Source organism: Algoriphagus oliviformis, from assembly GCF_017254915.1.
Classification (GTDB): domain Bacteria; phylum Bacteroidota; class Bacteroidia; order Cytophagales; family Cyclobacteriaceae; genus Algoriphagus; species Algoriphagus oliviformis.
In genome coordinates, this window is the sequence record NZ_JAFKCT010000011.1 from 17808 (window position 1) to 30417 (window position 12610).

General features: G+C 53.0%; 11 protein-coding genes. 8 read left to right on the plus strand and 3 right to left on the minus strand.

Annotation, left to right across the window (positions count from 1 at the left end; all coding sequences use genetic code 11):
- Positions 1 to 28 precede the first annotated feature (28 nt).
- The gene (locus J0A68_RS19855) at positions 29 to 802 is read left to right on the plus strand and encodes a Rossmann-like and DUF2520 domain-containing protein (RefSeq protein ID WP_206579997.1); all 774 of its coding nucleotides are present in this window, start codon (positions 29 to 31) and stop codon (positions 800 to 802) included.
- On the opposite strand, the gene J0A68_RS19860 is transcribed toward J0A68_RS19855, so the two are convergent.
- The 3 genes from J0A68_RS19860 to J0A68_RS19870 all read right to left on the minus strand — a co-directional run bounded on the left by J0A68_RS19860 (position 803) and on the right by J0A68_RS19870 (position 3892).
- A complete protein-coding gene (locus tag J0A68_RS19860) occupies positions 803 to 1657 on the minus strand; it encodes a pirin family protein (RefSeq protein WP_206579998.1) in 855 nt (284 codons plus the stop codon).
- Positions 1658 to 1812: 155 nt separating this feature from the next.
- Positions 1813 to 2811 (minus strand): acyl-ACP desaturase, encoded by a 999-nt coding sequence (locus J0A68_RS19865; protein ID WP_206579999.1) that lies wholly within the window; start codon positions 2809 to 2811, stop codon positions 1813 to 1815.
- A gap of 205 nt (positions 2812 to 3016) precedes the next feature.
- Positions 3017 to 3892: an SMP-30/gluconolactonase/LRE family protein gene (locus tag J0A68_RS19870; protein ID WP_206580000.1), complete on the minus strand. Its 876-nt coding sequence runs from the start codon at positions 3890 to 3892 to the stop codon at positions 3017 to 3019.
- A gap of 387 nt (positions 3893 to 4279) precedes the next feature.
- On the opposite strand from J0A68_RS19870, the gene J0A68_RS19875 reads away from it, so the two are divergent.
- The 7 genes from J0A68_RS19875 to J0A68_RS19905 all read left to right on the plus strand — a co-directional run bounded on the left by J0A68_RS19875 (position 4280) and on the right by J0A68_RS19905 (position 12590).
- Complete coding sequence (locus tag J0A68_RS19875) at positions 4280 to 5530, plus strand: dipeptidase (protein ID WP_206580001.1); 1251 nt, start codon at positions 4280 to 4282, stop codon at positions 5528 to 5530.
- A gap of 291 nt (positions 5531 to 5821) precedes the next feature.
- Positions 5822 to 7369, plus strand: coding sequence for an arylsulfatase (locus J0A68_RS19880; RefSeq protein WP_206580002.1), 1548 nt, complete (start codon positions 5822 to 5824; stop codon positions 7367 to 7369).
- 221 nt (positions 7370 to 7590) lie between these two features.
- Entirely contained in the window at positions 7591 to 9108 is a 1518-nt protein-coding gene (locus J0A68_RS19885; RefSeq protein WP_236025684.1) for an arylsulfatase, read from the plus strand.
- An 85-nt stretch (positions 9109 to 9193) separates the two neighbouring features.
- A complete protein-coding gene (locus J0A68_RS19890) occupies positions 9194 to 10159 on the plus strand; it encodes an AAA family ATPase (RefSeq protein ID WP_206580003.1) in 966 nt (321 codons plus the stop codon).
- Positions 10160 to 10172: 13 nt separating this feature from the next.
- Entirely contained in the window at positions 10173 to 11108 is a 936-nt protein-coding gene (locus tag J0A68_RS19895; protein WP_206580004.1) for a DUF58 domain-containing protein, read from the plus strand.
- Positions 11105 to 11599: a DUF4381 domain-containing protein gene (locus J0A68_RS19900; RefSeq protein WP_206580005.1), complete on the plus strand. Its 495-nt coding sequence runs from the start codon at positions 11105 to 11107 to the stop codon at positions 11597 to 11599. The genes J0A68_RS19895 and J0A68_RS19900 overlap by 4 nt, the downstream gene beginning before the upstream one ends.
- Positions 11583 to 12590: a VWA domain-containing protein gene (locus J0A68_RS19905; protein WP_206580006.1), complete on the plus strand. Its 1008-nt coding sequence runs from the start codon at positions 11583 to 11585 to the stop codon at positions 12588 to 12590. The genes J0A68_RS19900 and J0A68_RS19905 overlap by 17 nt, the downstream gene beginning before the upstream one ends.
- The last annotated feature ends 20 nt before the right edge of the window (positions 12591 to 12610 follow it).

Consider the following 12610-nt stretch of genomic DNA (forward strand, 5'->3'; position numbering starts at 1 on the left):
TTTTGTACAAAATTGGCTTAATTCCGCCATGAAGTTCAAAATAGCCATTCTGGGAGCCGGAAATGTAGCTTGGCATTTAGCTCCTGCTTTGGAGGACGCCGGTCATGAGATCACGGAGATTTACGCCAGGGATCTGGACAAGGCCGACCAGATCACCGAGCGCGTCTATTCCGCCGAGGCTACCGACGATCTGGATTTTTCGGAAAGCAGAGCGGAGATTTTCATCCTTGCGGTGAAGGACTCCGCGATCCCTGAGCTGGCAGATGAGGTGATTTTGCCGGAGGGAAGCATCTTGGTGCATACCTCTGGTACCATGCCTTTGGAGATGCTGGGCTACAGCTCGGCCAGCTACACGGGGATTCTTTATCCTTTGCAGTCTTTCACCCGGGGGAAAAAGCTGGACATGGGGGACGTACCTTTTTTGGTGGAATCGGATGACGAGACTACGCTTCAAAAGCTTAAAAAATTGGCCAAAAGTCTTTCTCCGCTCGTTTACACCGTGCGCTCCAAAGACCGCAAAGGCGTCCACGTCGCAGCCGTTTTTGCCAGCAACTTCACCAACCACATGATCCGTATTGCGGAGGAGATCATGCATCGTCAGGGATTGGACTTCGAAATGCTCAAGCCGCTGATCATCGAGACCATCTCCAAAAGCCTGCAGATCGGCGCCAAAAACGCCCAAACTGGTCCGGCAATCCGCGAGGACTATGAAACCCTGGAAGACCACCACCAATTTCTCAACTACAACGAGGCGCTGGCGGAGATCTACAAGCTGGTCTCCCAGGACATCATCGATAGCTGATCACTGTGTCCAGGAGCCAAACTTGCCGGCTTGATAGTCGCGATATGCTTCCTGAATCTCCTGTTGCGTATTCATCACAAAGGGCCCTTGGGCAACCATGGGCTCGTTGAAAGGCAGGGCATGGCCCAGGATCAGAATGGAGTCTTCCAAAGCCTCTACCTCGACGGTTTCTCCTGTATTGGCAAACTCGACCAGATGGCGGAAAAGTACGTCGGTACCATTGGTCTTTGCCACGCCGCGGACGAGATAGAAAAATATGTTTTCCTCCGATGGGATGACTTTGGTGAACTTGCCTCCCTTCTCCAGGTAGAGCGTGCTCATGGTAATGGGGAAGGAGCCTTCAAAAGCGCCCTTTTTTCCTTTCCATTCACCAAACAGCTGCTGTACTTTGACCTTTCCTCCATCCAGGTCAAAAGAAGGGATGTCCTCTTTTTGCAGCCCTACATAGTTGGGCTCGACCATCTTTTTCGAAGCTGGCAGGTTGAGCCAAAGCTGGAGGATTTCCAGGTCTCCTCCCTTTTGCTTGAAATCCGAACTGGAGACCTCCGCGTGTATCAGTCCCCGCCCGGCAGTCATGTACTGGACTCCTCCGGGTCCGATCACGGATTCATGTCCTGAGGAATCCTTGTGCATAATGTCCCCTTCGAGGATGAAGGTCACGGTCTCCATTCCCCGGTGCGGGTGCGGGCCAAAAGGCAAGCCCTGGTTTTTTGCGGGGTAGGTCTGGAAGCCGTGATGGTTTAGAAAAATAAAAGGGTCGATCTGCTCCAGGCTGCGAGTGGGCATGGGGCTGTAGGTGACCAGATCGGCGATGGGCCTGTATTCGGCTTTATGGATTTTTTTGATAGGTCTCATAGGAGGAAGTTTGGGTTTAGTTTCTGGGAAAAACGGTCGCTTGGTGAAATTTGTTCATCCCATACTTTGGGCAAACCACCGCCGGAGGGGTAGTGGGCGACATGGGGAAAAATAAAAAAAGCCCTTCTTTCGGAAGGACTTTGATGGTGGGTTGACTATTTCAGCCAGGCGAGTTTGATCTCGTCTGGGGCTTTCATCCGGTCTGCCAGCCTCATGTAGCGGTCTGCCAGATTGGAAAGGTAGTCTTGGGCTTTGGCCGCTGCGGCGTCGAGGCCCGTCAGCGCCTCGATCTTCCAGAGGCCGACCAAGTGCTCGATGATACGGGCATAGTCCCAGCCGGTATAGATGCCGACTTTCTGGGTGATTTCGGAGAAATCTCTGTAGAGGTTGGGTTGCTTGCCGCCATCGCCCATCAGTACGGCAGGCATGACGATCTGTTTTCTCATCATCTTTTCAAACGCGAGAACGGCACCGTTTGGATCTATCTCAAAAATCTTGGACATGAAGGATTTGTAGGCCTTTTCGTGTCTTGCCTCGTCACCTGCGATGGTTTTGCAAATTCTGGACAGGACGGAGTCACCGGCTTTGTCGGCCAGTTTGCCTGTGTTCACGTGGGAGATTTTGGTTGCTCTTTCCTGAAAGGAAGTGTAGATCATCGCCTGGTAGGGGTCAGATTCGGACTTGGGGTCAAAGCCGTTGGTGATCAGGCGGTGGATGGTCTGCTCCACGGCTTTCATGTCCACGCGGCCGGTCAGGTAGAGGTATTTGTTGAGCAGGTCTCCGTGGCGGTTTTCCTCGGCAGTCCAGGCTTTGGACCAGCGCACCCAGCCGGTCGGCGATACTAGGGATCTTTCTTCATTGATGCCTTCCAGCAAGTTGAAGTAAGTCTGGTAAGAGGGCAGAGCCTCCTCGGTAATCATGTTTCCCACCAGCGAAGTCAATACCGTGTCGGGAATGCCCTCTGCTCTCTTTTGGAGAAGCTTGACCTCCTCAAAGACCTCTGGGTTGTGGAAATCCGGCAGAAAATCGGACGGCTGCCAGCATTCATCCGGATCGACGAGGACATTGTCTACCGCATGGCCGACAAATTCGTCAAGCTGGGAGATGACCTCCATGTTTTTTTCTAATTCGTAATTGATTTCACCTGATTTCATTTGGAATCTGATTTATCCGGGGTGGGTAGTCCCGAAGATTGATGAATTATGTGTTGCAAGGTACGGACAAATCCGCTGATATAAGATAGAAATACTCTATTTCACTTTTGAGTTTCCTGGGATGGGGGAGAAATAGACACCTTGCCTAGTTTAGATACGGAAAAAGCCTCCAGATGGAGGCTTTTGCTTGGGATTATTCAAGGAATCAGTAGTCCAGCTTGTATGCGGCCACTTTGTTTTTGAAGAAGGTAGGGACGTAGACGATCTTCTCGGCGGCATTGTATCCGATGTCGGCCGTGTTGGATTCGGCGGCTTTGGTGTCCAGCATCAGGGTTTGGGTGGAGTCGTTGGCGAAGTAAACCTCACCTTGCCATCTTGAAGCGATGAAGTTGCCATCACCTAGAATGACCAATCCATCGCCTCCAGTGACGGTGGAGTTGATCACGGTGGTGGTGCCGTCGACATCCCATTTTTTGAGTCCGGAGGCGTCCAGGCCATAGATAGTCCCATCACCTCCTACAGCCAGGCCGTTGATCGATTCATGGCCTTCGGATACGGTAGCTATCTCGCCATTGGCGAGGGAGTGTACTTTGCCCGTTCTCATGTCGGTGAAATAGACCGTCCCATCGTGCGCAGCGACGTCATTGAGGAATTCAGCCCCCGCCACTTTAAACTTGTTAGAGATTTTGGATGTGGCGATGTCTACTTCCACGAGCTCGTCGATGTCGGTGACGTAGAGCTTGCCGTCGGAGATCGCCATGCCTTTCGGGGCGTTGAGGCCGGTGATCCATGCCGCATCCAGGATTTTTCCCTCCTTGGACACAATGGCGATCGAGCCTTTTCCGTCTTTTTCAGAAGGGTCTTGCCCTTCGATGTTGGAGACGTAGAGCTTGCCGCTGGTTTCATCAAAGAGCACGGACTCGTTGGTCATCAGCGAGTCAGGCGTCTCCCACAGCAGGGTCAGGGTTGGGGTCTTGGCTTCGATGACTTCAAATACCTCGCCTTCGGTCTTTTTCGCCTCGCAGCTATACAGGGCCAAGGCGGAGACACCCAACAGTGAATACTTCAAAATTGCTCTCATAGTGATTGTGGTTTTTGTCAGTGTTTAAACAGTCGAAGTCAAATCTCGCAAATTTACTTTTCAAAATAAAATCCTGATTTGTGTATGCCGGGGCCTGGTTTTGGTTCGGATTACCCGGGTAGGAGCTTGAATGGGAACGAATCTTCGGTATATCGCCCGTCGGGATTTCCTGCGGAAAGGCTTTTTTTGCCCAGCGTCGGTCAGCCGGTGGGATTTTACTACCACAGGTGGAAAAATGGGCCGGTTCACTGAAATTCTAGTCTGCCTTGGCATATTCCCAGTATCTTAAATGCGGGATCGGGGGAGTTGACCGTACATGGATTGCTTTACGGTCGATTTTCGATGATCCGCCCTGTTTTTGAAAAGAACCACCACCAACTTAGAGAAATGAAAAAGCTGATTTACTTCACGGCACTTGCGGCAGCAAGCGTCGCCTGTGCGCCTGCAGAGCAGACCGTAGACTACACCCAGATGAGCGATGAAGAGCGGCTCAAGGCCGCCACTGAAATCGCCCAGTCCAACATCATGGTGGATGGCCACGTGGACCTTCCATACCGCATGAAAGTCGGGGGCTTTACCCTCCAGCGGGAAGTATTGGATGTGTCTGTGCGGACTCCCGACGGCAATTTTGACTTTCCCCGCTCCAAGGAAGGAGGGTTGGATGCACCCTTTATGTCCATCTATATCCCGGCCGGGAACCAAAAGAACCCGGGGGCTTCCAAGGCCCTGGCAGATTCCTTGATCAGCATGACCGAGCGCTTGGCGACGACGTTTCCAGACAAGTTTGCCATGGCCTACAGCCCAGCCGACATTGAGGCAAATTTTGCCAAGGGGCTCATCTCCCTGCCCATGGGGATGGAAAATGGCGCTGGAATCGAGGATGATCTGGCCAATGTGAAGTACTTCCAGCAGCGGGGCATCCGCTACATCACCCTCACCCACGGGACGGACAACCTGATCGGCGATGCGAGCTACGATACCACGGGCACGCATGGTGGGCTGAGCGAGTTTGGAGAGAAAGTAGTAGCTGAGATGAACCGAGTGGGGATCATGGTCGACCTGAGCCATGTCTCTGACAACACCTTCCGCGATGCGCTGGCGATCACCAAGGTTCCTGTGATCGCTTCCCATTCCTCGGTGCGGAAGTTCACGCCCGGGTTTGAGCGCAACATGAGCGATGAGCTGATCCAGGCCATGGCCAAAAACGGCGGCGTGATGATGATCAACTTTGGCGGAAGCTTCATCGATTCGGCCTATGCCGCCGGATCCTCCAAAGTACGGGAGCATTTGGTCAACTACATGGCTGAAAATGGGCTTTCCCGTGGCGATTCGGCATTCAAAGCCTACGCTTCCGAATACACCGCTGCCAACAATCCCTTCCCTACCGTGCAGCGCGTCGCAGACCACATAGACCATGTGGTGGCGCTCGTCGGAGTGGACTATGTCGGCTTGGGCTCGGACTTCGATGGGGTGGGGGACTCCCTTCCGACGGGCCTGAAGGACGTGTCTATGTACCCGAACCTGATTGCCGAGCTGCTGAAGCGAGGCTATTCGAAGGAAGACATCGAGAAAATCTGCTACAAAAACGTCTTCCGCGTCTGGAAAGCCGTGGAGGACTACGCCGCTGCCCAGAGCTAGGCCTGGATCGCGCAACATTGTATTTCTCAAGCCCTGGCTAGTTTAATGCCAGGGCTTTTTGGTTTTCGGCAAAACGTAAGGAAGGGATGTGGGGTGAGGATTGGGGCGTTTTTTACGTCAACATTAACGAGATAGTCGATTCAAGTTAAATTTTAGAGGATTTTGTGTGGGTTTATTTTGTCGGTCTGATAATAAGCTTAACTTTCAGAAGCGTCTTTTCGACAAGTTGACTTTATCTCAGTTATTTAGTCACTTATTCAAGATTGAATTCTTTTTCAAACCAATTTTTATATGAATAAAAAATACTCCCTTTTCAAATCTTTACTGCTGATGCTGTTCGTGCCTTTTGTGGCGAAAGCTCAGGAAAAGCCAAACATCCTGGTGATATGGGGTGATGATATAGGAACCTGGAACATCAGTCATAACAACCGAGGGATGATGGGGTATATGACCCCCAACATTGACAGAATAGCCAAGGAAGGAGCCAGCTTCACAGACTACTATGGCCAGCAAAGCTGCACCGCAGGACGGGCGGCCTTTTTGGGAGGCAATGTCCCTGTGAGAACAGGCATGACCAAGGTGGGGCTGCCCGGTGCGAAGGAAGGCTGGCAGGAGACGGACATCACCATCGCCGGCGTCATGAAGAGCTTGGGCTATAATACCGGCCAGTTTGGGAAAAACCACCAAGGCGACCGGGATGAGCACTTGCCTACCAACCATGGCTTCGACGAGTTTTTTGGTAATCTGTATCACCTCAATGCCGAAGAAGAGCCTGAAAATTTTGACTATCCAAAGGATATGGTCATGAAAAACGGCAAGACCTTCTTGGAAAATTATGGGCCAAGAGGAGTCGTCCACAGCTACTCAGACGGAAAAATCGAAGATACGGGGCCATTGACCAAGAAAAGGATGGAGACCATCGACGAAGAAACGATAGCGGCAGCCAAGACTTTCATCAAAAAGCAGGTGGATGCCGGCAAGCCTTTTTTTACTTGGTGGAATGCTACCAGAATGCACTTTAGAACGCACGTGAAGGACGAAAACAGACATCCCGGAAACGACGAGTACACCGATGGGATGATCGAGCATGACAAGATGGTCGGTGAGCTGCTGGACTACCTCGATGAGCTGGGGATTGCAGACAATACGATCGTCTTCTACAGCACGGACAACGGCCCGCACTACAATACGTGGCCAGATGCTGGAACTACACCTTTCCGTTCGGAAAAGAACTCCAACTGGGAGGGAGCCTATCGCGTACCGGCCTTTGTCAAGTGGCCAGGGCATATTCCGGGAGGGGTGACATACAACGGCATCTTCTCCCACGAAGATTGGCTGCCAACCTTCGCGGCGGCGGCTGGAGACCCCAACGTAGCAGACAAGATCAAGAAAGGATACTCTGCTATAGGTCGAAACTACAAGAACTACATCGATGGTGTCAATCAGCTGGACTACCTCACTGGCAAGACCAAGGAGGCACCCAGAAAGGAATTTATCTACGTCAATGATGACGGACAAGTGGTCGCAATGAGATATGATGCTTGGAAGGCCGTCTTTCTGGAGAATAGGGGCCAGGCCTTTGAGGTGTGGAGAGAACCGTTTGTCGAGCTGAGAGTCCCCTTGTTGTTCAACCTGAGAAGGGATCCTTTCGAGAAAGCACAACACAATTCCAATACCTACAACGATTGGTTTTTGGACAGGGCTTTTGTCCTCGTTCCCATGCAGCAGATGGCAGGCGAGTTTTTGATGACCATGAAGGACTATCCTCCCAGCCAATCTCCGGGATCCTTCAATCTGGAGAAGATCCAAAAGCAGATCGAGTCTATGGGCTCCAACTAATTGGCCGAAAGGGGAGCGGTGACGCTTTCCTGTTAGGATCTTCTTTTTATCCCATGCTTTTGGATAGTTCTTTTGGGAAAAGACCGGCGCCAGGAGACCTGTTACTTTAAAAAAGCCGAGCAATGGTCGCCCAGCTAGCCTGGGCGACCATTCACTTGGAGCCTCATGGAGAATGAAACAAGGTAAATTTTTAATCAAGTAAATTTTTGACCCTATACCATATGAAACACACACATTCCCTTTTCAAAGCCTTGCTGCTGCTGCTTTTTACGCCCATGCTGGCTCAGGCGCAGAGCAAACCAAACATCCTGGTCATCTGGGGAGATGACATCGGCTGGAGCAACGTGGGCTTCAACAACAACGGCCTGATGGGCTACAAAACACCGAACATCGACCGCATCGCCAAGGAAGGCGCGGTATTCACCGACTGGTACGGACAGCAGTCCTGTACCGCCGGACGCGCGGCCTTTATCTTGGGGCAGCATCCATTCCGAACCGGCCTGCTGACCATCGGCATGCCAGGAGACTCCCATGGTATCCAAAAGACACAGCCAACCATTGCCGACCTGCTCAAGCCTCAAGGCTATGCCACGGGCCAGTTTGGCAAAAACCACCTAGGCGATCAGGATGAGCACTTGCCGACCAATCATGGCTTCGACGAGTTTTTTGGCAACCTCTACCACCTCAATGCCGAGGAGGAGCCGGAGGGCTACTACTATCCCAAGGATCCGGAGTTTCGCAAGAAGTTTGGCCCGCGTGGTGTGATCCACAGTACCGCCGATGGCAACATCCAGGATACCGGGCCCTTGACTTCCAAGCGTATGGAGACCGTGGATGATGAGTTTGAGAATGCCGCCATCGCATTTATCGAAAAAGCCCATGCAGACGGCAAGCCCTTCTTTGTGTGGTTGAGCGCTACGCGTATGCACGTATGGACGCACCTGAAGCCTGAAAGTGACGGCGTGACCGGAATCGGTCTGTACGCCGACGGGATGGTCGAGCATGACAAAGCCGTCGGCCGTATTCTGGACAAGCTGGACGAGCTGGGTATTACCGACAACACCATCGTGATGTACTCTACGGATAACGGTGCCGAGAAATTCAGCTGGCCTGACGGAGGGTCTTCTCCATTCCGTGGGGAAAAAGGAACCACTTGGGAAGGTGGATTCCGCGTGCCGACCGCCATCCGCTGGCCGGGCGTGATCAAGCCAGGTACCGTTCACAATGAGATCTTCTCCCACGAGGACATGATGCCAACTTTGGTCGCCGCAGCGGGCGAACCCAATATCAAGGAGAAAGTTTTGAAAGGCTATCAGGCTAATGGAAAAACCTTTAAGCAGCATCTGGATGGCTACAACATGATGCCTTTCCTGAAAGGCGATGTGAAGGAGTCTCCTAGAAAAGAGATTTTCTACTTCGATGCCGGTGGCAACCTCAACGCCATCCGCTACGAGATGTGGAAGCTGCACTTCGCCATCATGGATGGCGCCATCAATACCGCCTACCGCAAGTCCCCAAGCTGGCCACTGGCGATCAACCTGAGAGCTGACCCATACGAAGTGTCATGGGAGTCAGGTATGTACACCAGATGGTATGGGGAAAACATGTGGCTGTTTGTGCCGGCACAGCGTTTTGCCGCACAGTTCCTGTCCACGTTCAAAGACTTCCCACCGCAGACGGGGTCTTCCCTTTCGGTGGACAAAGTGGTCCAACAGCTCGCCTCTCCGGCGAGGAACTGATATAGCGTCCTAGCAGAAGGTTACCCGGCAGTTGACGGGTAACCTTTTTATTTTCCTACCCAAAACACGAGTGTTTTTTTTGACTATGACTGCACAGGAATCTATCCAAGAACTGAAGAATAGGATGGCTGCTTCCATCATTGGGCAGGCAGACCTGATTGACCGCTTGATTCTCGTTTTGCTCGCCGATGGCAATATGCTCTTGGAGGGCTTACCGGGCTTGGCCAAGACCCGGGCGATCAAGACCTTGGCCAGCGAGCTGGACTGCGGCCTGAGCCGAATCCAATTTACCCCCGATCTGCTGCCCTCGGACGTGACAGGCACGGAGATCTATCAGCCCGAGTTGGCAGAAAAGTTTGTCTTCCAGCAGGGGCCGATCTTCAGCAACCTGATCCTCGCCGACGAGATCAACCGGGCTCCGGCCAAAGTCCAATCGGCTTTGCTCGAAGCCATGGAAGAGCGGCAGGTGTCCGTCGCGGGCAAAACCTACAAGATGGAGCCGCTCTTCATGGTGATGGCGACCCAAAACCCCGTGGAGCAGGAGGGGACGTATCCGCTTCCTGAGGCCCAGATGGACCGCTTCCTCATGCACGTGGTGATCAGCTATCCCGATGACGCTTCGGAGTTGGCGATTTTGCGGCTGAATAGAAACGAGCAGAGTGCGGATAAAGGAGCGAGAAAGGAAAAGCTTTCTCCCCAAGTGATCTTTGATGCAAGAAAGGAAATCGCACAGGTGAAGATCTCTGAGGCGATGGAAAAATACATTGTGGACATCATCTCGGCCACGCGCTATCCCAAGAAATACAGTGAAGAGCTCGATGGCTGGCTGGACTTTGGCGCGAGTCCCAGGGGAAGTATCGCGCTAGACCGTGCCGCGCGCACGCACGCCTGGATGGGTGGAAATGACTTTGTCACGCCGGAGAATGTCCGCGCGGTCGTCCACGATTGCCTGCGCCACCGACTCATCCTGAGCTATGAGGCCAATGCGGAGGGCGTGACCGCCGACCAAGTCTTGGACGAAATCCTCAAGCAAGTCGCGGTAGTGGCCTAAATCTTCTCAGCCCATGGCAAAGGAAACCATATTTCCGGCTGATATTTTTTGTTCGCTCAAGGATCTCTTGGGCATGGAGCGCTATGCCCATCACTTTAATCTTTTGGCCAGAAAGCAGAAGGTGAAAACAATTCTGGGCGGAAAACACGCCTCCAAGCTGCGTGGGCGAGGACTGGACTTTGAGGAAGTGCGGCACTATGTCAAGGGCGACGACATTCGCAACATCGACTGGAAAGTCACTGCTCGGACTAAGGAAACGCACACGCGGGTGTTCAGCGAGGAAAAGGAAAAGCCAGCCTTGATCCTGGTAGACCAGTCCAAGTCCATGTTTTTTGGCTCCCAAAAAAAGACCAAGTCCGTCGTGGCGGCAGAGCTGGCGGCTTTGGCGGCCTTTCGGATTTTGAAGGAAGGAGATCGTGTAGGAGGAATCGTGTATGGTGACCAGGGTGTGGACATCGTCTTTCCCAAGCGGGACAGAAGGAATATCCTCCGATTTTTTGAAAATATAGTCAAGCGAAACCATGAGCTCTTGGACCACCAAGACGGCAAGTTTGAGGATCTGCTGAAAGACGTGACAGCCAAAACCCGAAACATCGTGACGCATGATTTCCTGATTCTGATCATCAGTGATTTCCATCGCTACTCACTGGATGTGCTCAAGTCTATCGTCCTGCTGGGCCAACACAATGACGTGATCTTGGCCAAGGTGAGCGATCCCTTCGAGCGGGAGATCGCTGAAGTCAAATTTGTCGCTGGGGATGAGCATACGCAGGTGTCCGTGGACGGCAAGGAAAAATCCCTGAAACGGAAGTTTGAGGAAGGTTTTGACCAGGATTTCCAGGCTTTTGAGTCCAGTCTGAAAAAACACCGGATTCCCATATTCCAGATCGATACGGTCACGCCCATCGACCAGCAGCTCAAGGATGTTTTCAAATCGCCTACCAAATGAGGATATATCAAGACAGCGTGGCCCAGGACACGACTTCTGCTTTGCTTCGGCAGTTTGAAGTGGGGAAGCTTTATGAGCCGGAGCCGGTGCGATTCAGCTTTGAGACGGTTGGCTGGCCGATTTTGGGTGGATTGCTTGTTTTGGGACTGTTGGTCGCGGCATTTTTTTGGTACCGATCCTATGCGCGCAACCGCTATCGCCGGGAGGCACTGCGACATTTGGAGGGTATCAAGGCCGATCAGGCAGTGGAGGTTTTTGTGGTGCTGAAGCGCACGGCGATCCATGCTTTTGGTCGGGAAAAAGTCAGCCCGCTCTCAGGCAGCGAATGGTTGAAGTTTCTGGAGGCTACTGGCAAAAACGTAAGACTCCTCGCGCAGGACGTACATATCCAATCTGCGATCTACCGAAGCCAGCCCATGCCTGCGGAGGCCTACAGTCTGGTATTGTCCAACGCCAAACAATGGGTGAGAACGCATGCCGTCAAACTTTGAAATAGCGCATCTTTGGGTTTTTTGGCTGCTGCCCCTGCCGCTGCTGATCTACTGGCTCCTGCCGCCACTGCGGATGAAGAGCGCCTCGATCACGCTGCCGGTGTATGAGAAGGCGGTGGGCTATACCGGCGAGAAACCCAGAAAGTCCGCGCTGGTGAAGCGGAAAAACTTTTTCCAATGGCTGGTGTTGGCCTTGAGCTGGGCCTTGGTGTTGGCGGCGCTCTCGTCCCCCCAGCTTGTGGGCGAGCCGGAGATGAAGGTGAAGACCTCCCGCAATTTTCTCATCGCGGCGGACATCTCGTTTAGTATGGCCCAAAATGACTGGGTAATCGACGGCCAAAAGGCCCGGCGTTGGGACGCGGTGAAGGAGGTGATGCACGACTTTATCCAGAAGCGCCAGGGCGACCGCATGGGCTTGGTGTTTTTTGGCAGCAATGCCTATGTCCAAGCGCCTTTCACGCCGGACTTGGTCACAGTCACGGAGATGCTGGATGAGGCCGATGTGGGCATGGCCGGGCAGATGACCCATATCGGCAAGGCGATTGCAAAGGGCGTGGGGATGTTTGAAAAGGACACCATCGAGACCAAGGTGATGCTGCTGCTCACCGATGGGATCGACTCGGGCGACGATGTGCTGCCGCTGGATGCCGCCGACATGGCGGCCAAGGACTCCATCATGATCTACACCATCGGCATAGGCGATCCGGGCAAAAGCGGGAGCGACCTCGACGAGCGCACGCTGCAGGACATCGCCGACATGACCCATGGGCAATATTTTTTGGCAAAAGACGAGAGCCGCTTGGCGGAAATCTACGCCGAGGTGGACAAGCTGGAGCCCATCGAATACGAGGAAATGGAAAACCGGCCCGTGACGCTGCTGTACTACTATCCGCTCGGAGCGGCCTTGGGGCTTTTGCTGTTTAGCGCGTTTATCGGTTCGCTGGTTCAGTTGATTCGGGCTTTGAAGAGAAGGGAGGGCGGCTATGTTTGAGGGTGTTCTTCCGGTGGATT